We start from the raw sequence: 21851 nt of genomic DNA on the forward strand, positions 1-21851 counted from the left end.
TCCTTCGTTTCCGACTCTATCAGATCTTTCCGATCCGATTTCCTCGGTGCTTTCCGGTCTCGAATTTGTTTTCTTCGAGGCCTTCCGGCGTGTTCCGACTTTATCAGAAGTTCTGAGTCGGATTTCCCGCCTCCCGGTTCATCCTCCTGGCGCACGGCGGCGCCGGGGACTTCCCGATCTGGCGGAGCCGTAAACGTACTGGAGCGGGGCGCCCCGATGCAAATCGAGGGGCCCCGCTCCGGTGACGCGCTGGTCAGACCTCCACGACGACCGGGAGGATCATCGGGCGCCGGCGGTAGGTGTCGGAGACCCACTTGCCGACGGAGCGGCGGATCAGCTGCTGGAGCTGGTGGGGTTCGACGACGCCGTCCTGGGCCGACTTGTTGAGGGCCTGGTCGATCTTCGGGATCACCGCGTCGAACGCGGAGTCGTCGATCCCGGAGCCGCGGGCGTGGATGTGCGGGCCGGCCGTGATCTTGCCGGTCGAGGAGTCCACGACCACGAAGACCGAGATGATGCCCTCCTCGCCGAGGATCCGGCGGTCCTTGAGGGAGGTCTCGGTGACGTCGCCGACCGAGAGGCCGTCCACGTACACATAGCCCGCCTGGACCTTGCCGGTGATGCGGGCGCGGCCGTCGACCAGGTCGACGACGACGCCGTCCTCGGCGATGACGATGTGGTCCTTGGGGATACCCGTCATCGCGCCGAGCTCGGCGTTGGCACGCAGGTGGCGCCATTCGCCGTGGACCGGCATGAGGTTCTTCGGCTTGCAGATGTTGTAGAAGTACAGCAGCTCGCCGGCCGAGGCGTGGCCCGAGACGTGGACCTTGGCGTTGCCCTTGTGGACCACGTTCGCGCCCCATCGGGTCAGGCCGTTGATCACGCGGTAGACCGCGTTCTCGTTGCCCGGGATGAGGGAGGACGCGAGGATCACCGTGTCGCCGGGGACGATCCGGATCTGGTGGTCGCGGTTGGCCATGCGGGACAGGGCCGCCATCGGCTCGCCCTGGGAGCCCGTGCAGACCAGCACGACCTCGTCGTCCGGCAGGTCGTCGAGGGTCTTCACGTCCACGACGAGGCCGGCCGGGACCCGGAGGTAGCCCAGGTCACGGGCGATGCCCATGTTGCGGACCATCGAGCGACCGACGAAGGCGACCCGGCGGCCGTACTCGTGGGCGGCGTCGATGATCTGCTGGATGCGGTGCACGTGGCTGGCGAAGCTGGCCACGATGATGCGCTTCGGGGCGTTCGCGAAGACGTTCCGCAGGACGTTCGAGATGTCCCGCTCCGGCGGGACGAAGCCCGGGACCTCGGCGTTCGTGGAGTCGGAGAGGAGGAGGTCGATGCCCTCCTCGCTCAGCCGCGCGAACGCGTGGAGGTCGGTGAGGCGACCGTCCATCGGGAGCTGGTCCATCTTGAAGTCGCCGGTGGCGACGGCCATGCCCGCGGGGGTGCGGATGGCGACGGCCAGGGCGTCCGGGATGGAGTGGTTGACCGCGACGAACTCGCAGTCGAAGGGGCCCAGGTTCTCGCGGTCGCCCTCCTTCACCTCGAGGGTGTAGGGGCGGATGCGGTGCTCCTGGAGCTTCGCCTCGATCAGGGCGAGGGTCAGCTTGGAGCCGATGAGCGGGATGTCCGGCTTCAGCCGGAGCAGGTACGGGACGGCACCGATGTGGTCCTCGTGGCCGTGCGTGAGCACGATGCCCTCGATGTCGTCGAGGCGGTCCCGGATGATGGTGAAGTCCGGCAGGATCAGGTCGACACCGGGCTGCTCCTCCTCCGGAAAGAGGACGCCGCAGTCGACGATCAGCAGACGGCCGTCGAACTCGAAGACCGTCATGTTCCGGCCGATCTCACCGAGGCCGCCGAGCGGGATGACGCGCAGGCCGCCCTTGGGCAGCTTCGGCGGGGCGCCGAGTTCAGGATGCGGATGACTCAAAAGACTCTCCTCACCATACGCGCCACGTACCGGTCGGGCACGTGGCGCGCATGACAATCGTGCACTTGCTGTTGTCAGTGTTCAGTTGTGAAGTCTGTTGTCAGAGTTCTACCCCGCCGGCGGCCAGGTCGACCTTGAGCTGCTCGGTCTCCTGCGCGGAGAGCTCGACGAGCGGCAGTCGCAGCGGGCCGGCCGGGAGGCCCTGGAGGGCCAGGGCGGCCTTGGTGGTCATGACGCCCTGGGTGCGGAACATTCCGGTGTAGACCGGGAGCAGCTTCTGGTGGATCTCGGTGGCCTTCTGGACCTCTCCGCCGAGGTGGGCGTCGAGGAGGGCGCGGAGCTCCGGGGTGACGAGGTGGCCGACGACGGAGACGAAGCCGCAGGCGCCGACGGAGAGCAGCGGCAGGTTGAGCATGTCGTCGCCGGAGTACCAGGCGAGGCCGGAGCGGGCGATGGCCCAGCTGGCGCGGCCGAGGTCGCCCTTGGCGTCCTTGTTGGCGACGATGCGCGGGTGCTCGGCGAGGCGGACGATCGTCTCGGTGTCGATCGGGACGCCGCTGCGGCCGGGGATGTCGTAGAGCATCACGGGGAGGCCGGTGGCGTCGGCGATGGCCGAGAAGTGCCGGTACAGGCCCTCCTGCGGGGGCTTGTTGTAGTAGGGCGTCACGGCGAGGAGGCCGTGGGCGCCGTCGCGCTCGGCCGTCCGGGCGAGTTCGATCGAGTGGTGGGTGTCGTTGGTGCCGATGCCGGCGACGACGTGGGCGCGGTCGCCGACCGCCTCCAGTACCGCTCGTACGAGCTCCGATTTCTCCGCGTCGCTGGTGGTGGGGGACTCGCCGGTGGTGCCGTTGATGACGAGGCCGTCGTTGCCTGCGTCCACCAGGTGGGTGGCCAGTCGCTGGGCACCGTCGAGGTCGAGTGCGCCGTCCGCCGTGAAGGGCGTGACCATGGCGGTGAGGACCCTCCCGAAGGGGGTCTGCGGAGTGGAGATCGGAGCCATGGGTAACACGCTACTCGCTGCTCAGCGCCGGGTGTCCCCGAGGGGGACAGGAGAAAAGGAGCCCGGCGCTGCCTGCTCGGGGGTTCAGGCAGCGCCGGGTCCGTTTGATCAGCCTAGATGAACTTCGTGAAACGTCGCAATACGGACACTTCGCATGGTGTGTTCGGACATGTGTGCCCTGTGGGGCCACTTGGCCGCCCCTGTCGCGGACGACACACGCGCGGTCGTACCCGAGGCGTCCTACTGGAGGATGAGATTCGGCCGCTTTGATGAAAAAGGGCACCAAAACCCCGGTTCTGTCGTCTGTACCTGTGACGCATGACGACGAAGAAGGAGAGTGGCTCTGATGTTCAGCCGGAGAGAGGCCGTACCGTTCGCGTTCGTCGCGGAGGCCGACCACTTCCGCAGTAACGTCACTCCACCGCCCCGGGAGCGCCTCAGCGCCTCGCAGATCGTGGGCCGCGCCCTGCTCGGGCTGACCGTCGTGGCCGGCCTCGCCGGGTCCCTGATCTTCGGGATGCCCTCGCTCCAGTCGGGTGACTCGGGCACTCGTCAGCAGCAGTCCGAGGCCTCCGACAACCGCTGAGGTAGCCTCACCGGGCACTGCCCCTTCGAGCGTGCTTGTGAGTGAGGACCTGTCGTGCCCCTGCCCTTCCTGACGGCCGACCGTGCTTTTGACACGACCGACCATGTCGCCCTGCCGTTCGACGACCACGATCAGTGGCGCCGTCCGTACCGGCCGGGGTCGTGGCGGGTGGGGGCGGCGGCACTCGCGCTGCTGCTCGCCTCGTTCGTGCTGCTCGCCGCCGTGATCATCGCGGTGGCCGGTGCCTTCGGCGGCGCGGGCGTCACGTTCGGCGTCGCCGTGCTCGTGATCGCGTCCGCCCTGCGGATGCTGCGCATGGGCACCTGGGTGAGCCGCGCCGGCGTGCGGCGCGTGGGCTTCTTCGCGACCGTCACCGTGCCCTGGTCCAAGGTGACGTCCGTCCGGACCGCCCAGCAGCCGGTGCGCTGGCTGGGACTCCCCCGCACGGTCCAGGGCCAGGCCCTGGTGCTCGACCGGCGGGGTGGTGAGCAGCTGATGCTGCTCACCGACCACAACGCCGACTTCCTCTCCCGCGTCGAGGCCTTCGACCGGGCGGCCGACACGGTCGAGGCCTGGAACGCCGAGTACGGCACGGCCCCGGCCGCTACGCGCTGACCGGACGCCCCGCGTGGAGCGCGATGGCCCGCTGCATCGCCTTGCGGGCCCTGGGGGTGTCCCGGGCGTCGTGGTAGGCCACCGCGAGCCGGAACCAGCAGCGCCAGTCCTCGGGTGAGTCCTCCGTCTCGGCCTTGCGCCGGGCGAAGACCTCGTCGGCCGAGTCCCGGTCGATCCGGCCGCCCTGGGTGCGCTGCAGCTCGTCGACGGGCAGGCCGCCCTCGGCCTCCAGCTCCGCGGCCAGGCGGTTCGCCCGGCGCGCGAAGCTGGTGTTCTTCCAGAGGAACCAGCCGCCGACGAGCGGCAGCAGGAACGCCACCGCGCCCATGCCCATCGCCGCCGGCTCGCCGGTCAGCAGGAGCAGGACGCCCTCCATGGCCACCACGCCGAAGACCAGGACGAGGACGGTGGCCAGGAAGACGTACGTGATCTTTCCGCCCATGACCGTCAGCCCAGGTCCAGGAAGTGCTCCAGGCCGAAGGTGAGGCCCGGAGCGGTGCTGACACGGCGGGCGCCCAGGAGGATGCCCGGCATGAAGCTGGAGTGGTGCAGGGAGTCGTGCCGGACGGTGAGGGTCTCGCCCTCGCCGCCGAGCAGCACCTCCTGGTGGGCGAGCAGGCCCGCCAGGCGTACGGAGTGGACGCGGACGCCGTCGACGTCCGCGCCGCGCGCGCCCTCCAGGCCATGGGTGGTGCTGTCCGGCTGGGCGCCGAGGCCGGCCTCGGCGCGGGCCGCGGCGATCAGCTGCGCCGTACGGGTGGCAGTGCCCGAGGGGGCGTCCACCTTGTGCGGGTGGTGCAGCTCGACGACCTCGACCGACTCGAAGTACGGGGCCGCGATCTGCGCGAACTTCATGGTGAGGACCGCGCCGATGGAGAAGTTCGGCGCGATGAGGACGCCGGTCTCCGGAGAGGCGGCGAGCCAGCCGTCGAGCTGCGCGAGGCGGTCCTCGGTCCAGCCGGTGGTGCCGACGACGGCGTGGATGCCGTGGCGCACGCAGAAGTCGAGGTTCTCCATCACGGAGGCCGGGGTGGTCAGCTCGACGACGACCTGGGCGCCCGCCTCGGTGAGCGTCTCCAGGTCGTCGCCGCGGCCGAGGGCCGCGACCAGTTCCATGTCCTCGGCGGCCTCGACGGCCCTGACCGCCTCGGAGCCGATGCGGCCCTTGGCTCCGAGGACCGCGACGCGCAGCTTGCTCATTGCTCTTCCTTAGGGGACTCGTGGGTCAGGAGACCGCGTGGTGGAGGCGGTCCGCCTGCTTGTCCTTCAGCGGGCCGATCACCGACAGCGAGGGCCGCTGCTCCAGTACATCGCGGGCGACCTCGCGGACATCGTCCGGGGTGACCGCCGCGATGCGGGTGAGCATGTCGTCGACCGACATCTGGGTGCCCCAGCACAGCTCGCTCTTGCCGATGCGGTTCATCAGCGCGCCGGTGTCCTCCAGGCCGAGCACGGTCGAGCCGGAGAGCTGGCCCACGGCGCGGGTGATCTCCTCGTCCGTGAGTCCGTCGGAGGCGACCTTGTCGAGCTCGTCCCGGCAGATCTTCAGGACGTCGTGGACCTGGCTGGGCCGGCAGCCCGCGTACACGCCGAAGAGGCCGCAGTCGGCGAAGCCCGAGGTGTACGAGTACACGCTGTAGGCCAGACCGCGCTTCTCCCGGACCTCCTGGAAGAGGCGGGAGGACATGCCGCCGCCTAGGGCGGTGTTCAGCACGCCGAGGGCCCAGCGGCGCTCGTCCGTGCGGGCCAGGCCCGGCATGCCGAGGACCACGTGGGCCTGCTCGGTCTTGCGGTTCAGGAGCTCGACGCGACCCGCCGTGCGCAGGGTGCGCCGGCCGTCGCGGGGAGCGACGGGGACGGCGTCGGTACGGGTGAGGGCGCCGGCCTTCTCGAAGGCGCGGCGGACCTGGCGTACCACCGTGGCGTGGTCGACATTGCCCGCGGCGGCGACGACCAGGTGGGTCGGGTCGTAGTGCTTCTTGTAGAAGCGGGCGATCTGGCCGCGGCTGAGCGCGTTGATCGTGTCGACGGTGCCGAGGACCGGGCGGCCCAGCGGGGTGTCGCCGAACATCGTCTGCGCGAACAGCTCGTGCACGACGTCACCGGGGTCGTCCTCGGTCATCGCGATCTCTTCGAGGATGACACCGCGCTCGGCGTCCACGTCCTCTTCGAGGATGAGCGAGTCGGTGAGCATGTCGCAGACGACGTCGATCGCCAGCGGCAGGTCGGTGTCGAGGACCCGGGCGTAGTAGCAGGTGTACTCCTTCGCCGTGAAGGCGTTCATCTCGCCGCCGACCGCGTCGATCGCGGCGGAGATGTCGAGGGCGGACCGCTTGTGGGTGCCCTTGAAGAGGAGGTGCTCCAGGTAGTGGGTCGCTCCGTTGAGCGTCGGGGTCTCGTCGCGGGAGCCGACGTGCGCCCAGATGCCGAAGGTGGCGGAGCGCACGGAGGGGAGGGTCTCGGTGACGATCCGCAGGCCCCCGGGGAGGGTCGTGCGGCGGACCGTGCCGATGCCGTCCTTGCCGGGAAGAAGCGTTTGGGTACGGGCGACGGCCCGCCCCTCCGAGGAGGGGCGGGCCGTCGCGCGGGAACTACGGGACGTCACTTGGCAGCGTCGTCCTTGTCACCCTCGGCGTCCTCGTCCGCGATCACGGGGATCAGGGAGAGCTTGCCGCGCTGGTCGATCTCGGCGATCTCGACCTGGACCTTGGAGCCGATCGCCAGCACGTCCTCGACGTTCTCCACGCGCTTGCCACCGGCGAGCTTGCGGATCTGCGAGATGTGCAGCAGGCCGTCCTTGCCCGGGAGCAGGGAGACGAAGGCACCGAAGGTGGTGGTCTTGACGACCGTACCCAGGTAGCGCTCGCCGACCTCCGGCATGGTCGGGTTGGCGATGCCGTTGATCGTGGCGCGGGCGGCCTCGGCGGCCGGGCCGTCGGCGGCACCGATGTAGATGGTGCCGTCGTCCTCGATCGTGATCTCGGCGCCGGTGTCCTCCTGGATCTGGTTGATCATCTTGCCCTTGGGGCCGATGACCTCACCGATCTTGTCCACGGGGATCTTGACGGTGATGATCCGCGGGGCGTTCGGGGACATCTCGTCCGGCGTGTCGATCGCTTCCATCATCACGTCGAGGATGTGGAGGCGGGCGTCGCGGGCCTGCTTGAGGGCCGCGGCCAGGACGGAGGCCGGGATGCCGTCCAGCTTGGTGTCGAGCTGGAGGGCGGTGACGAACTCCTTCGTACCGGCGACCTTGAAGTCCATGTCGCCGAAGGCGTCCTCCGCACCGAGGATGTCGGTGAGGGCGACGTAGTGCGTCTGGCCGTCGATGTCCTCGGAGATCAGACCCATGGCGATACCGGCGACGGGGGCCTTCAGCGGCACACCGGCGTTCAGCAGCGACATGGTCGAGGCGCAGACCGAGCCCATGGACGTCGAACCGTTGGAGCCGAGGGCCTCGGACACCTGGCGGATCGCGTAGGGGAACTCCTCGCGGGTCGGGAGGACCGGCACGAGGGCGCGCTCGGCGAGGGCGCCGTGGCCGATCTCGCGGCGCTTGGGCGAGCCCACGCGGCCGGTCTCGCCGACGGAGTACGGCGGGAAGTTGTAGTTGTGCATGTAGCGCTTGCGGGTCACCGGGGAGAGGGTGTCCAGCTGCTGCTCCATGCGGAGCATGTTGAGGGTGGTGACGCCCAGGATCTGGGTCTCGCCACGCTCGAACAGCGCCGAGCCGTGCACGCGCGGGATGGCCTCGACCTCGGCGGCGAGCGTACGGATGTCCGTGATGCCGCGGCCGTCGATGCGGACCTTGTCCTTGATGATGCGCTCGCGGACCAGCTTCTTGGTCAGCGCGCGGTACGCACCGGAGATCTCCTTCTCGCGGCCCTCGAAGGCCGGGAGGAGCTTCTCGGCGGCGAGCTCCTTGATGCGGTCGAGCTCGGCCTCGCGCTCCTGCTTGCCGGCGATGGTGAGCGCCTGGGCGAGCTCACCCTTGACGGCGGCGGAGAGCGCCTCCAGGACGTCGTCCTGGTAGTCGAGGAAGACCGGGAACTCGCCGGTGGGCTTGGCAGCCTTGGCGGCGAGGTCCGACTGGGCCTTGCAGAGGACCTTGATGAACGGCTTCGCGGCCTCGAGACCGGCGGCCACGACCTCCTCGGTCGGCGCCTCGGCGCCGCCCTTCACGAGCTCGATGGTCTTCTCGGTGGCCTCGGCCTCGACCATCATGATCGCGACGTCGCCGTCCTCCAGGACGCGACCGGCGACGACCATGTCGAAGACGGCGTCCTCGAGCTCGGTGTGCGTCGGGAACGCGACCCACTGGCCCTTGATCAGCGCGACACGGGTGCCGCCGATCGGGCCGGAGAAGGGCAGGCCGGCCAGCTGCGTGGAGCAGGAGGCGGCGTTGATCGCGACCACGTCGTACAGGTGGTCGGGGTTGAGCGCCATGATCGTCTCGACGATCTGGATCTCGTTGCGCAGGCCCTTCTTGAAGGAGGGGCGCAGCGGCCGGTCGATCAGGCGACAGGTGAGGACGGCGTCCTCGGAGGGGCGGCCCTCACGGCGGAAGAAGGAGCCGGGGATCTTGCCGGCCGCGTACATCCGCTCCTCGACGTCCACCGTCAGGGGGAAGAAGTCGAGCTGGTCCTTGGGGCGCTTCGAGGCGGTGGTCGCAGAGAGGACCATCGTGTCGTCGTCCAGGTAGGCGACGGCGGAGCCGGCGGCCTGCTTGGCCAGACGGCCGGTCTCGAAGCGGATGGTGCGGGTACCGAAGACGCCGTTGTCGATGACGGCCTCGGCGTAGTGGGTCTCGTTCTCCACTATGGGTTTCTCCTACGTGTTCGTCTTTGCGTCCTTCGGCCCGTGTGGCCGGGGACGGTGTGCGACGGCGGCGGAGAAGCTCGCCTCGGGTGCGGGCCGGTCTTCGATCGAAGCACCCGGGCATTCGTTTCCGGGGGCCACTACCGAGGACCGGCGGCTGGCCGGCGGCTTCGCGCTCGTCGTATGGGGTTGTGCGACCAGACTAAGTGCCGATGCGCACTTTGTGCACGTACAGCAAAGGGAGCGGCCCCCTGAAAGTGGGAACCGCTCCCTCCGCAGCGTTCACCGTGGAACGGACTTACTTGGCGCCACCGGCCGCACCGCGGCGGATGCCGAGGCGGTCGACCAGCGTACGGAAGCGCTGGATGTCCTTCTTGGCCAGGTACTGCAGCAGGCGGCGGCGCTGGCCGACCAGGATCAGCAGACCACGACGGGAGTGGTGGTCGTGCTTGTGCTGCTTGAGGTGCTCGGTCAGGTCCGAGATGCGGCGGGACAGCATCGCGACCTGGACCTCGGGAGAGCCGGTGTCGCCCTCCTTGGTGCCGAACTCGGCAAAGATCTGCTTCTTGACAGCGGCGTCGAGAGCCACGCGGTTCTCCTCGTTGGTTCGTGCGCCCGCGAGTGCCCCTGGTCTAGGTCTCAGGGGAAGCTTCCGTGACTCGACGGGCGAAGGTCCGATGGGCGCAGCTTCCAGAGGCGTCCGAGTGATCTCGGTTGCTTTCCGGGAGCGCGTACACAAACGGCCGTCACACAGCGTACCAGCTCGCCGGAGCGGCCCCGTATCGCTTTCCTACTTGCTGGTCAATGCGCGCACCGAGGTGAAGACGTCGAGGACCGCGAGGCAGAGCGGGACGAGGGAGAGCAGGACGAAGCCCTCGGTCAGGTCGAGGAGCCGGCCCCAGAAGGGCGAGAGGCCCTTCCTCGGGATGATCAGGCCGATCGCCGTGATCAGCGCGGCGCCGGCGGCGACGGCGGCGGTGAGCCAGATCGTCCGGACGTCGAGGCCGCCGCGGTCCCCGTACATCAGGAGGTCCTTGACCAGGTCGGCCGGCGGGTTGAGGGAGAGGCCCAGGACGAGCAGCGCGATGGCGGCGATGCCGGCGACGAGGACGCAGGCGACCTGCGAGGTGTACCGGAAGAGGCGGGCGCGCAGCAGCATCGCGAGGCCGGCGGCGAGGGCGAGGAACTGGCCCCAGACGTTCCCGGCGAAGCCGAGGACGGCGGCGGAGCCGACGACGACCGCCGCGCAGCCGCCGACCAGGCCGAGGAGCATCTCGTGGCCGCGGCGGGCCTGGAGCGCGATGCGCTCGCCGTCGACGGGCTGCGCCTCCTCGCCCTGCTGCTCGCCGGAGAACTCGTCGTCGGCGGCGCTGCGCGGGGCGGCGTAGCCGATGGGCAGCCGGGCGAAGCGGGCGGAGAGGCCGGGCAGGAAGGCGACGAGGCCGATGGCGACCGGCGCGCAGACGGCGGCCGTCTCGGTGGCGGAGGTCTCGGTGAGGATCTCCAGGAAGGTGGCGAGGGTGCCGACGCCGGCGAGGAAGGTGGCGGCGACGAAGGGGGCGTCGCCGCTGGGGGTGAGCGCGACGAGCGCCACGGAGGCGACGAGGACGGTCACGCTGCCGAGCAGGAACTGCAGGCGGCCGGGGCCCTGACCGGCGTCGGCGGCGATGATGCCGGAGCCGGCGATGAGGAGCAGGGGCAGCGCGCCGAGCCCGAGGGCGACGGCCGTGGCCCGGTCCGCGTAGACGCGGGCGCGGACGCCTGCGAAGGCGGTGAGGAGGAGGCCGGCGGCGCCCGCGATGATCCCCGGGAGGCTGTGCATGTCGTGGCGGACCGGATCGGCGAACCACAGGACGAAGCCCATGAGGACGAGGAGCAGGACGCCGCCGACGAGGCCGGCGCCGCGCAGCAGCTCGTCGCTCCACAGGTGCCGGTCGCGGGTGACGGCGGAGGCGACGGCGTCGGAGACGTCGTCGTAGACGGCCGGCGGGAGCGACTGGGCGAAGGGGCGCAGGGAGAGCACCTCGCCGTCGAGGACCTGCTGGGCGGCGAGGGTGCGGGCGCCGTCGAGGACGGATCCGTCGCGGCGGACCAGGTGGTAGCCGGTCGGGGTGCCCGCCGCCTGGGTCTGCCCGGTGAGCCGCAGGATCTCCGGGTAGACGTCGGCGACGGCGATGTCCTCGGGGAGCGCGACGTCGATGCGGCTGTCCGGCGCCACGACGGTGACGCGGCAGAAGCCGGTCGCTGCGGTCGTACTCACGTGTGTGGACCCCCTGATTCGCGGTTGCGCCCGTTCTGATTCGCGGTTGCGCACGATGCGCGCGCCACCCTACCGGGGACGGCCGGTGGGGGCTGCAAGTAGGATCGCCGTCCCATGGGGGAAGTCCGCGCACTCGGCTGCCGACAGGGGTCGCGTGCGGATGCTCCCGCCACGAGCCCGCCTCCAACGAGGGATTGATGCGCCGGTGAGCCAGATCGTCGTCAAACGCCCGCCGAGGTCCCTTCCTCCGGAAGTGCCCGGTGAGGAACTGGTCCTGGAGTCTCCGCCGGAACTTCCGCGGGGACAGCAGGAGTCGGCGTTGATGCAGCTCCTGCCGATGCTCGGCATGGGCTCGTCGGTCGTCTTCTTCTTCATGACGCCGTCGCCGATCATGCGGATCATGGGCACGCTGATGCTGGCGTCGACGGTCGCTATGGCCGTGGCCCAGTTCGTGAGATTCCGTCGCGGTACGCAGGGGCAAATGGCCGATGTCCGCCGCGACTACCTCAAATACCTCGCGCAGACCCGGCGTACGGTCCGGCGCACCGCGCGCAAGCAGCGGGACGCGCAGCTGTATCTGCACCCCTCCCCCGAGCAGCTGTGGTCGGTGGTGGCCGAGGGTTCCCGGGTGTGGGAACGCCGGGTCGGCGACCACGACTTCGGGCAGGCGCGGATCGGCCTCGGGGCACAGCAGTTGGCGACGCCGCTGGTGGCGCCGGACACGGCTCCGGTGGACGAGCTGGAGCCGCTGTGCGCGGGTGCGATGCAGCAGTTCCTGGCGGTGCACGGCACGCTGGACGGGCTGCCGATGGCGGTCTCGATGCGGGCGTTCTACCACGTGACGGTGTCGGGCGAGCCGGAGTCGGCGCAGGCGGCGGCGCGTGCGCTGGTGGCGCAGCTGGTGACGCTGCACTCCCCCGACGACCTGATGCTCGCCGTCGTGGCGGCGCGGCCGGCGCAGGAGCGCTGGGACTGGACGAAGTGGCTGCCGCACACGCAGGTGCCGGGGCAGGTCGACGGGGCGGGCACGAAGCGTCTGTTCGGCGACGACCTCGGTGAACTGGAGCAGCTGGTCCGCTCGAAGCTGGACGGGCGGACGCGGTTCTCGCGGGAGAGCCAGCCGGTGCTCGACCAGCCGCACGTGGTGGTGGTCCTGGACGGCGGGATGGTGCCGCCGGACTCGCTGCTCGCGGCGGCCGAGGGTCTCCAGGGCGTGACGATCGTGGAGGTCGTCTCCGGTGAGCTCGACGAGCCGCGCGGTGGCCTCTCGGTGGTCGTACGGCCGGGCCGGCTGCGCCTGGAGTCGGGCGGCGGCTTCGCGTACGAGGGGCTGCCGGACGGCATCTCGCTGCCGGCGGCCGAGGCGCTGGCCCGGCAGCTGGCGCCGCTGCGGATGGGCGGCGGGGACGACGACGAGCCGCTGCTGGCCAACCTGGACTTCACGGATCTGCTGAACCTGGGCGACGCGGCCTCGGTGGACGTGACGCGGACCTGGCGCCCCCGGTCGGTGGCCGAACGGCTCCGGGTGCCGATCGGCGTCGGCGAGGACGGCCTGCCGGTCATGCTGGACCTGAAGGAGGCGGCGCAGGAGGGCATGGGCCCGCACGGTCTGTGCGTCGGTGCGACGGGTTCCGGAAAGTCGGAGCTGCTGCGCACGCTGGTGCTCGGTCTGGCGGTGACGCACTCCTCGGAGACGCTGAACTTCGTCCTCGCGGACTTCAAGGGCGGCGCGACCTTCGCGGGCATGTCGCAGATGCCGCACGTGGCGGCGGTCATCACCAACCTCTCCGACGACCTGACGCTCGTCGACCGCATGGGCGACGCGATCCGCGGCGAGCTCCAGCGGCGGCAGGAGCTGCTGCGCTCGGCGGGCAACTACGCGAACATCCACGACTACGAGAAGGCGCGGGCGGCGGGCGCTCCCCTCGAACCGCTGGCCTCGCTGGTCCTGGTGATCGACGAGTTCTCCGAGCTCCTCACCGCCAAGCCGGACTTCATCGACATGTTCATCCAGATCGGCCGCATCGGCCGTTCGCTCGGTGTGCATCTGCTGCTGGCCTCGCAGCGCCTGGAGGAGGGCAAGCTGCGCGGCCTGGACACGTACCTCTCGTACCGGATCGGTCTGCGGACCTTCTCGGCGGCGGAGTCGCGCACGGCCATCGGTGTGCCGGACGCGTACCACCTGCCGTCGGTGCCGGGTTCGGGCTATCTGAAGTTCGGTACGGACGAGATGACCCGCTTCAAGGCCGCGTACGTCTCGGGGACGTACCGGACGGGCGGGCCGCGTCTGGAGATCGGTCAGCTGCCGGTGGAGCGGCGGCCCGCGCTGTTCACGGCGGCGCCGGTGCCGGTGGTGTACGCGGCGCCGGACCCGGCCTATCTGACGGCGCAGCGCGCCGAGGAGGACGACGCGCTCGCGGACACGGTCCTCGACGTGATCGTGCGGCGTCTGGAGGGACAGGGGGTGCCGGCGCACCAGGTGTGGCTGCCGCCGCTCGACCAGGCGCCCTCGCTGGACCAGCTGCTTCCGGGGCTCGCGCAGACGGCGGACCGGGGGCTCACGGCGACGGAGTACACGCGTCAGGGCGGGCTCACGGTGCCGCTCGGGCTCATCGACAAGCCGTTCGAGCAGCGGCGCGAGGTGCTGTACCGGGACTTCTCGGGCGCGGCCGGTCACATGATGGTGGTCGGCGGTCCGCAGTCCGGCAAGTCGACGATGATGCGGACGCTCGTCTCCTCGTTCGCGCTCACGCACACCCCGGCCGAGGTGCAGTTCTACTGCCTGGACTTCGGTGGCGGCGGCATGGTCTCGCTGGCCGACCTGCCGCACGTCGGCGGGGTCGCGTCCCGGCTCGACCCGGAGCGGGTGCGCCGGACGGTCGCGGAGGTCATGGGCGTCCTGAACCGGCGGGAGGAGTTCTTCCGCTCGCACTCCATCGACTCGATCGCGACCTACCGGCGCAAGCGGGCGGCGGGCGAACTGCCGGGCGAGGCCTGGGGCGACGTCTTCCTGATCGTGGACGGCTGGGGCGGCTTCCGCAACGACTACGACATGCTGGAGCCGATCGTCGCCGACATCGCGGCGCGCGGTCTGGGCTACGGCATCCACGTGGTGATCACCGCCGCCCGCTACATGGAGGTGCGGGCGGCGCTCAAGGACCAGATGCTGGGCCGCCTCGAACTGCGGCTCGGTGACGTCATGGACTCCGAGTTCGACCGCAAGGTCGCGGCGAACGTGCCGACCGGCGTGCCGGGTCGCGGCCAGGTGCCGGAGAAGCTGCACTTCATGGGGGCGCTGCCGCGGATCGACGGGTCGAGCTCGGCCGCCGACCTGGCGGAGGGCACGTCGGCGTTCGTGCAGGCCGTGAAGGCGAGCTGGACCGCCGCCCCGGCCCCGGCGGTGCGGCTGCTGCCGCGCAGGCTGCCGGCGGAGCAGCTGCCGAAGGGCTTCGAGTACCCGCAGCACGGCATCGCGATCGGCATCGACGAGACGAACCTGGAGCCGGTGTTCGTCGACTTCGAGTCGGATCCGTTCTTCCTGATCTTCGGTGAGAGCGAGTCCGGCAAGACGGCGCTGCTGCGGCTGATCGCCAAGCAGCTGTGCGAGCGGTACTCGCCGGAGCAGGCGCGGATCGTCGTGGGCGACTACCGGCGGACGATGCTGGAGGCCGTGGCGCCCTCGCACCTCCTGGAGTACGCGCCGATGGCCTCGGCCATGCAGATGCACATGGACGCCATCAACACGGTGATGACGAAGCGGGCGCCGAAGCCCGACATCACGCCGCAGCAGCTGCGCGACCGCAGCTGGTGGACGGGTCCGCAACTGTTCGTGCTGATCGACGACTTCGAGCTGGTGGCCACGAACTCGGGCAACCCGCTGGCGGTCCTGGTGGAGAACCTGCCGTTCGCGCGGGACGTCGGCATCCGGTTCATCGTGGCGCGCAGCCAGGGCGGTGCCTCCCGGGCGATGTACGAGCCGTTCATGCAGCGGATGCGGGAGCTGGGCGCGCAGGGCGTGATCCTCTCCGGCGATCCGCAGGAGGGCGACATCCTCGGCAGCGTCCGGGCGCGGCCGATGCCTCCGGGCCGGGGCACGTTCGTGTCGCGGAAGCGCGGGACGCCGCTGGTGCAGCTGGGCTGGCTGCCCGAGCAGCACTGAGCTGCCGCAACAGCCCTGAGCGGAGCGGTCCCTCCCACTACTGTGGGAGGGACCGCTCCGTCGTACCACCGCGAAGGGAAAGCGCCGATGACCGACGCCGCCGAGACCACCACCGAGAGCGCGGACGCCGCCCTGGCCGCCGAGAAGGAGCGCCAGAAGGAGGAGTTGTACGCGCTCGACATCTCGGGCGTCGCGTGGGAGGGCGCTCCGGGGACGAGCCCGGACGAGGAGCGCGTGGAGATCGCGCGGCTGCCCGGGGGCGCGGTGGCGATGCGCTCGTCGCTCGACAAGGCGACGGTGCTGCGCTACACGAAGGCCGAGTGGGACGCGTTCGTCCTGGGCGCCAGGGACGGCGAGTTCGACCTGCGGTGAGGCACGACGCGTGAGGGGGTGGCCCGTAGGAACGGGCCACCCCCTCAAGCGTGCTGGCAAGGACTCACATCATGCGGAAACGAGCCGCGTTGCCCTTGTCGGTGTCCTGGTAGCCGGCGACCGACTCGTCGAGGAGCTGGGCGATGCGCGCCAGGTCCTGGTTCATGCCGGCCATGTCGCGGGTCAGGCGGTCCTGGCTCTCGCGGTAGGCGACCTTCGCCTCGCCTTCCCAGTTGGAGGCGACACGGTTGACCTCGGCCATGAGGTCGTCGAGCTTCTGCGTGAGCGTGCTGGAGGTGAGGCGGGTGTCGGCCGCCGCCTGCGTCACGGTGTCGTAATTGACCGCAGTGGTCATGGTGATGACTCCTGAAGTGAGAGTGGCGCGGAGGACTGGTCGGGTCGGACGGCTCAGACGCCGAGGATGGCGCTCTGGCCACCACCGGAGCTGCTGTCCATCTGACGGAAGGACCGCAGACGGTCCTCCTCCTCCTGCGAGAACCCGTCGGCGCTCATGCGCATGATCTCCTCGAGCTTCGTGAGCTCGGCACGCATGCTGCGCAGACGCTGGTTCAGGTCGTTCTGGACCCGGTCGTACTCCTTGCTCGCAGCGCCCTGCCAGCCCGCCTGAACGCGGTCCACCACACTGTTGAGGGAGGTGATGCGGGCCTGGAGCTCGTCGGAGAAGTCCTGGATCCGGCCGGCGAGCTTGACTTGTTCGGCACTGGTTACGTTCAGGTCTTTCGACATCTTGCCCCTTCTTCCTTCGGTGGCTGCGACGGACCGGCCGTCGGGCCTTCCGGTCTTGATGCGGACGGGAATCTTCTGATGCCGCCCCCGTGCTGGGTTCGCACTGCCGTGCCCCCAGCGGTCACTGTAGCCATTGACGGCGGCAGTTCCAACTGCAAAGGAAGGTCCCGATACTTGACCGAGACACGCGTCACCGGGCCTCCCTTCTGCGGCGGCTGTCGCGGATCACGGTGGCGGTCCCGGCGACCACGGCCACCAGGACACCTCCGATCCCCAACGTGTAGGTGGCGAGCCGTTCGGAGCGCTCCTGGGGCGTCTCCGACAGCGCCAGACGGGCCGGCTCGGGAGCCGGCGGCTTGGGCGGGGCCGGGTCGGGCACGGGCGAGGAGGCCGGCGTGCCGGGGAGGTCGGCCAGCGCCCGCACCGGGTCGACCACGCCCCAACCCACGTAGCCGTCACGGCCGTTGATGGAGCGGACGGCGGTCTGCTCGATCCGGGTGACGACCTGGGCCGCGGTCCACTTCGGGTACTTGGCGCGGATCAGGGCGGCGACGCCGGCGACGTACGGGGCGGAGAAGCTGGTGCCGTTGTCGACGCACTGGCCGCCGCCGGGGACGGTGGAGACGATGTCGACGCCGGGCGCCGCGACGCCCACGAAGGTCCCCGGCTGGGAGAAGACGGCGCGTTCGTTGTTGCGGTCGGAGGACGCGACGGCGAGGACCCCGGGGAAGGCCGCGGGGTAGGTCTTCTTGAACGTGCCGTCCATGCCGTCGTTGCCCGCGGAGGCGACGACGACGATGTTCTTCGCGATCGCGCGGGCCACGGCCTTGGCCATGGGCGAGTCGGGGCCCAGCGGCTGGGTGGTGTCCTGCGAGATGTTGATGACGTCCGCGCCCTTGGCGACGGCCCAGTCGATCGCCAGGGCCATGGTGTCGGACTTGCCGCTGTTCTTCTCGTCGTTCTGCCGGATCGGGATGATCGTGGCCTCGGGGGCGAGGCCGACGAAGCCGGTGCCCGGGCGGGGGCGGGCGGCGATGATGCCGGCGACCTTGGTGCCGTGGCCGACCTCGTCGACGGTGCCGTCGGTCTTGCCGCGCTTCTCGTCGCCGAAGGACGGGTTGTTCTTGTCGGGCTTGAGGTAGTCCTTGCCCGACTTGGCGTCGACGGCGTCGCGGAGCTGCGGGTTGACGTCGTCGACCCCGGTGTCGATGACGGCGACCTGGACGCCCTTGCCCTTGGTGTCCTGCCACAGCTCGTCGAGGAGGACCCGCTGGAGCGGCCAGGGGATGCCCTCGATCTGCTTCTTCATGGGGAAGGTGCACTCGCCGCTGCCGTCGAGGGCCGGGCCGTCGTGGCCCGCCCGGCCGGGCGCGGCGGCCGCCGCGGGGGCGGCGAGGAGGGCCGTGAGGGTGCCCGCGGCGAGCAGGGCGGCCGTGCGGTGGGTCGTCGTCGTCACCGGTGCCACCCCCTAGGAACCCTGCGGCTGACGCGCGCTGTTGGTGTCGAGCCGCGGGCCCTTCGACAGGAACTCCGACCATTCGATCGGGACGAGGACCGGGACGACCTTCTCGTAGCCGAGACGCTTCTGGGCGTCGCTGGGTTCCGGCCGCCCGTCGGTCTGCTTCTGCTCGCCGGCGCCGATCTCGGAGCGGGCGGAGTCGCTGTCCCCGTTGGCCTGGACGGCGTACCGCAGGCCGGTGTCGGTGACGAGGAAGAGGGAGCCGGAGCTCTCGGGCGTCTTCTGCCTGCCCTGGATCTGCGTGTAGAGGAGGCCGGTGCCGGGGGTGACGTACGTGCTGGAGCCGCCCGCCGTGATGTCGGCCGGGTAGTCGGTGCCGGCCCAGGTGGTGAGCGTGGTGTCGCCCTTCTCGCCGACGGCGGTGAGGACGTTGCACACCGTGTCCCGGGCACCGGTGCCGGTGGAGGCGTTGATCGGCTTGGACTGCTTGGACTGCTGCGTCGGCCAGTGGACGCCACCGTTGAAGACGGTGGGATCCGGGACGAAGGAGGAGGCGTCGACGTTCACGCGCTCGCCGTCCATGTCGAGGACGCCGGTCTGCGGGGAGTTGATGAGCAGCCAGGCCGTGAAGGGCGTGACGGGCTGGACCTTGCCCGCGAGCACGACGTAGTCCTGGGGTCCCGCGCCGGTCTGGGCGCGGAGGACCATGCCGATCCGGTTCTCGGTACCGGTGAGGGTGTTGCCGGGGATGCCGGCGGAGTCGCCGACCTTGCCGTCGATGTGCGGGAAGTCGATCGGGTCGCCGGTCTTCAGGGTGGCGAGCCAGTCGTCGGTGACGGCCTGCGGCTGCGTGCCGAGACCCACGAGGGCGGTGAGGAGCCCGGGCCGATCGGCCTGCACCGGGTACTTGGTGCCGGTGTGGTCGATGAGGAACTGGGCGTTCCCCTTCTGGCCCTTGACGTACAGGATCTGGCCGTCCTTCAGCCGGCCGGCGCCCTCGGTCCGTGCGGCGTCGCGCTTGGCGAAGAGGAAGGTCGCCTTCTGGACGCTGGCGCCCTTGCCGCCGCCGGGCTGCTCGCAGACTGCCCAGCGCTTGGCCGTGCCCGCGTCGTCCGCGACGGGCAGCCGGTCGGGGGCGTACGGGATGCCGAGGATGGGGCCGCGCGGCGGCTTCCCCTCGTCGAGCTTCTTGTCGTCGACCTGGATGACCTGGAACTGGTCGGGGTTGAGGAGCAGCCGGGCCGAGGCGAGGTTGAGGACGGGGTGGAGCAGGGTCTTCTTGTCCTTGCCCTTGCCGGTCTCGAGGACGACGTACCGGGTCGTCGACTGCTTGCCGACGATGACCCGGGTGCCGGGAGTGTCCCAGCCCTTGGGGGCGCTGGGCTTGAACATGCCCCAGGCGCCGAATCCGGCGACGACGAGCGCGGCGACGATCAGGCCGGGGATGACGGCGCGCAGCGGCTTCGGCGCCCCCTCCTCCGTACCGGAGGGCGAGGGTTGGAGGAATGCCGCCACCGTGCGCTTCTTCGCAAAGGTGTACGCGTTGAGCTCGTCCCGCCGCGATGCCATGAGTCCCCATTCTCGTCAGGCTCGATCTTCGCGCGGAGCCCCGGGGTGGTGACACCCGGGCTCCGGCCTTCGGACCGGCCCCCTACTATGCCTGCTGTCCCGTGGGGTTCGTGGGGCGGGTAGGGTGATCCGGCCGCCAAAGCCCTGGCGGGCCAGGGTCATCGGGATGAATTGAGGGGGATTCTCCATCATGGCTTCCGCGAGGCGGAGGCGGCCCGCCGCGGCCGCTGCCTCCACACCCCCGTCCACGGGACCCGTCCCCGCGGTCTCACCGAGGCTCCAGGCACGTCCCGGACACTTCGGTTCGTTCCGATTGCAACAGCTCGTACTGGTCGAAGTGGCCGCGGCCCTTCTGCTGCTGGCCTGGGTCGTCGAGCCGATGCTGCTCGTGCCCGCCGGCGTGGTCGCCGTCGTGCTGGTGCTGCTCGCCGTGGTGCGCCGGCACCGGCGTTCGCTGCCCGAGTGGCTCGGCACCTTCCTCGCGCTGCGGGCCCGCTCGCGCCGGGCCTCCTCGTTCACGGTGCCGGAGGGCACGGAGCCGGGGCTCGCGCCGCTCGTGGAGTGCGACCCGGCGCTGCGCACGTACGCGTACAGCGACCGTGACCGTCGTCCGGTCGGGATGGTCGGCGACGGCACCTTCCTGACGGCCGTCCTGCGGGTCGAGTCCGACGGCACGGCGCTGCGCCCGGACCGCGCGGCGAATCCGCTGCCCGTCGGTCTCGTCCGGGACGTGCTGAGCGTGGACGGCATCCGGCTGGAGTCGGCGCAGATCGTGCAGCACACGCAGCCGGCGCCCGCGCCGCACCTGCCCGCCCAGTCGATGGCCGCCCGCAACTACGGGCCGCTCCAGGCGCAGACGGGTTCGCCCGCGGTGCGGATCACCTGGATCGCCCTCAAGCTCGACCCCGAACTCTGCCCGGAGGCGGTCGCCGCGCGCGGCGGCGGCATGACCGGCGCGCAGAAGTGCGTGGTGCGGGCGGCGGACCAGCTGGCGAGCCGGCTCGCGGGCGCCGGGTTCCGGGCGAGCGTGCTGACGGAGCAGGAGCTGACCTCGGCGCTGGCCACGTCGAGCTGCGCCAGTCCGATGGCGATAGCGCAGGCGGGCCGGGGGCAGGCGCAGGGGCGCCGGACCCAGGAGACCGCGCGGACCTGGCGGGTCGACGACCGGCGGCACACCACGTACTGGGTGGGGCGCTGGCCCCAGTTGGGCGGCCGGAGCGGCGGCGCGGGCGCGTCGATGCCGCAGCTGGTGGCTCTGCTGACCTCGCTGCCCGCGCTCGCGACGACGTTCAGCCTGACGCTGAGCGGCGGGGACCGGCAGGAGGTGACGGTGACCGGACACGTGCGGATCACCGGGCGCAGTGACGAGGAACTGGTGGCCGCGCGGCACGAGCTGGAGCGTGCGGCGCGCGGAGTGAGGACGGGTCTGGTGCGACTGGACCGGGAACAGGTGCCCGGCATCCTGGCGACGCTTCCGCTGGGGGGTGCGCGCTGATGTCCACCGCTTCCTTCGGTACGTCACCGGCCTCGGGCGCGCCTTCCGCCCGGCGTACGGGGCGGGTCGCCCGGCCCCGGTTCGGATTCGGGCTCGTCGGGCCGCGCCGTGACCGGCACTCCGTCCCCCTGGAGCAGCTGGAGGCGCTGGCCCTGCCGGTCGGCGACGACGGCATGGTGATCGGCGTGGACGCCGAGAACCGCCCGGCCGTGCTCGGCATCAACCGGCCCGTCCCGTACGACGTCACCCTCATCGGCGGTCTGTGGACCGCGCAGGTGCTGGCCCTGCGGGCGGCGGCGACCGGCGCCCGGGTGGCGGTCGAGACCGGCCGCGCGCAGGCGTGGACGGCCCTCGCGCAGGCCGCGGGCGGCGGCCAGCCGTGCATCACGCTGCACGACGTGGGCCGGGTGCCGCCGCAGGGCGCCTCGGCCGGCAGTCCGGTGGTCGTGGTGCGCGACTGCGGCATGCGGCCGCCGCGCGGCCGTGTCGTGTCGGCGCCCTGGCAGTCGGTGGTGACGCTGCTGCCCTATCTGAGCCCGGTCGCGCCCCGGCTTCTGGAGAAGTCCTCGCTCGTCGGGGTCCAGCGGGTGTCGCCCGACGAGGCGGCCCAGATCGGCCGCATCATGAGCCTCCCGCAGCACGAGTACGAGGCGCTGTCCACGCTCGCCGACGGGGTGACCCTCTGGTGCACGCCGAACGACCGGCAGTTCGTGATGACGCAGGCGACGGACGCCGAGACCGGATTGTTGGGCGGCGCGCGCCGGATGGACTGAGCGGCGACCGCACGGCATGAAGTCGTTCAAGTACGTCCGTTTTTGGATCGTTTTGGACG

18 protein-coding genes are annotated in these 21851 nt (G+C 70.8%); 6 read left to right on the forward strand and 12 right to left on the reverse strand.

Going from position 1 to position 21851, the window contains the following annotated elements; translation table 11 throughout:
• Window positions 1-253: 253 nt before the first annotated feature.
• Together IE237_RS34550 and dapA are read right to left on the reverse strand one after the other, a co-directional pair.
• Window positions 254-1939, reverse strand: a complete 1686-nt coding sequence (locus IE237_RS34550) for a ribonuclease J (protein ID WP_189806138.1) — start codon at window positions 1937-1939, stop codon at window positions 254-256.
• Between the two features lie 100 nt (window positions 1940-2039).
• Window positions 2040-2939, reverse strand: coding sequence for a 4-hydroxy-tetrahydrodipicolinate synthase (gene dapA / locus IE237_RS34555; protein WP_189806139.1), 900 nt, complete (start codon window positions 2937-2939; stop codon window positions 2040-2042).
• Window positions 2940-3285: 346 nt separating this feature from the next.
• Here dapA and IE237_RS34560 point away from each other — a divergent pair, with 346 nt between their 5' ends.
• Entirely contained in the window at window positions 3286-3525 is a 240-nt protein-coding gene (locus tag IE237_RS34560; protein WP_189806140.1) for a hypothetical protein, read from the forward strand.
• 54 nt (window positions 3526-3579) lie between these two features.
• Window positions 3580-4140: an SCO5741 family PH domain-containing membrane protein gene (locus IE237_RS34565; RefSeq protein WP_189806141.1), complete on the forward strand. Its 561-nt coding sequence runs from the start codon at window positions 3580-3582 to the stop codon at window positions 4138-4140.
• On the opposite strand, the gene IE237_RS34570 is transcribed toward IE237_RS34565, so the two are convergent.
• The 6 genes from IE237_RS34570 to eccD form a co-directional block, all read right to left on the reverse strand.
• Window positions 4130-4582: a hypothetical protein gene (locus IE237_RS34570; RefSeq protein WP_189806142.1), complete on the reverse strand. Its 453-nt coding sequence runs from the start codon at window positions 4580-4582 to the stop codon at window positions 4130-4132. The genes IE237_RS34565 and IE237_RS34570 overlap by 11 nt on opposite strands.
• 5 nt (window positions 4583-4587) lie before the next feature.
• Window positions 4588-5340 carry a 4-hydroxy-tetrahydrodipicolinate reductase gene (gene dapB, locus IE237_RS34575; protein WP_189806143.1) on the reverse strand — a complete coding sequence of 251 codons (753 nt, stop codon included), beginning with the start codon at window positions 5338-5340 and terminating at the stop codon, window positions 4588-4590.
• A 25-nt stretch (window positions 5341-5365) separates the two neighbouring features.
• Window positions 5366-6745 carry a M16 family metallopeptidase gene (locus IE237_RS34580; protein WP_189806144.1) on the reverse strand — a complete coding sequence of 460 codons (1380 nt, stop codon included), beginning with the start codon at window positions 6743-6745 and terminating at the stop codon, window positions 5366-5368.
• Window positions 6742-8958, reverse strand: coding sequence for a polyribonucleotide nucleotidyltransferase (locus tag IE237_RS34585; RefSeq protein ID WP_189806145.1), 2217 nt, complete (start codon window positions 8956-8958; stop codon window positions 6742-6744). Before IE237_RS34585 ends, IE237_RS34580 begins: the two co-directional genes overlap by 4 nt.
• A 298-nt stretch (window positions 8959-9256) precedes the next feature.
• On the reverse strand, window positions 9257-9547 hold the full coding sequence (gene rpsO, locus IE237_RS34590; RefSeq protein ID WP_189806146.1) for a 30S ribosomal protein S15: 291 nt from the start codon (window positions 9545-9547) through the stop codon (window positions 9257-9259).
• Window positions 9548-9748: 201 nt separating this feature from the next.
• A complete protein-coding gene (gene eccD / locus IE237_RS34595) occupies window positions 9749-11218 on the reverse strand; it encodes a type VII secretion integral membrane protein EccD (RefSeq protein WP_189806147.1) in 1470 nt (489 codons plus the stop codon).
• Between the two features lie 205 nt (window positions 11219-11423).
• Here eccD and eccCa point away from each other — a divergent pair, with 205 nt between their 5' ends.
• Together eccCa and IE237_RS34605 are read left to right on the forward strand one after the other, a co-directional pair.
• Window positions 11424-15377 (forward strand): type VII secretion protein EccCa, encoded by a 3954-nt coding sequence (gene eccCa, locus IE237_RS34600; protein ID WP_189806148.1) that lies wholly within the window; start codon window positions 11424-11426, stop codon window positions 15375-15377.
• A gap of 87 nt (window positions 15378-15464) precedes the next feature.
• On the forward strand, window positions 15465-15749 hold the full coding sequence (locus IE237_RS34605) for a DUF397 domain-containing protein (RefSeq protein WP_189806149.1): 285 nt from the start codon (window positions 15465-15467) through the stop codon (window positions 15747-15749).
• Between the two features lie 64 nt (window positions 15750-15813).
• Here the strand turns inward: IE237_RS34605 and IE237_RS34610 are convergent, their stop codons facing one another.
• The 4 genes from IE237_RS34610 to eccB form a co-directional block, all read right to left on the reverse strand.
• Window positions 15814-16104, reverse strand: coding sequence for a WXG100 family type VII secretion target (locus tag IE237_RS34610; protein ID WP_189806150.1), 291 nt, complete (start codon window positions 16102-16104; stop codon window positions 15814-15816).
• A gap of 53 nt (window positions 16105-16157) precedes the next feature.
• A complete protein-coding gene (locus tag IE237_RS34615; RefSeq protein ID WP_189806151.1) occupies window positions 16158-16496 on the reverse strand; it encodes a WXG100 family type VII secretion target in 339 nt (112 codons plus the stop codon).
• A 190-nt stretch (window positions 16497-16686) separates the two neighbouring features.
• Entirely contained in the window at window positions 16687-17952 is a 1266-nt protein-coding gene (gene mycP, locus IE237_RS34620; protein WP_189806152.1) for a type VII secretion-associated serine protease mycosin, read from the reverse strand.
• A gap of 12 nt (window positions 17953-17964) precedes the next feature.
• Window positions 17965-19524, reverse strand: a complete 1560-nt coding sequence (gene eccB / locus IE237_RS34625) for a type VII secretion protein EccB (RefSeq protein WP_189806153.1) — start codon at window positions 19522-19524, stop codon at window positions 17965-17967.
• Window positions 19525-19714: 190 nt separating this feature from the next.
• Between eccB and eccE the strand changes: the two genes are divergently transcribed.
• Together eccE and IE237_RS34635 are read left to right on the forward strand one after the other, a co-directional pair.
• Complete coding sequence (eccE, locus tag IE237_RS34630) at window positions 19715-21019, forward strand: type VII secretion protein EccE (protein WP_189806154.1); 1305 nt, start codon at window positions 19715-19717, stop codon at window positions 21017-21019.
• The gene (locus tag IE237_RS34635) at window positions 21019-21792 is read left to right on the forward strand and encodes a hypothetical protein (RefSeq protein ID WP_189806155.1); all 774 of its coding nucleotides are present in this window, start codon (window positions 21019-21021) and stop codon (window positions 21790-21792) included. Before eccE ends, IE237_RS34635 begins: the two co-directional genes overlap by 1 nt.
• Window positions 21793-21851 lie beyond the last annotated feature (59 nt).

This window comes from Streptomyces tanashiensis (assembly GCF_014648895.1).
GTDB classification, from domain to species: Bacteria; Actinomycetota; Actinomycetes; order Streptomycetales; family Streptomycetaceae; genus Streptomyces; species Streptomyces tanashiensis.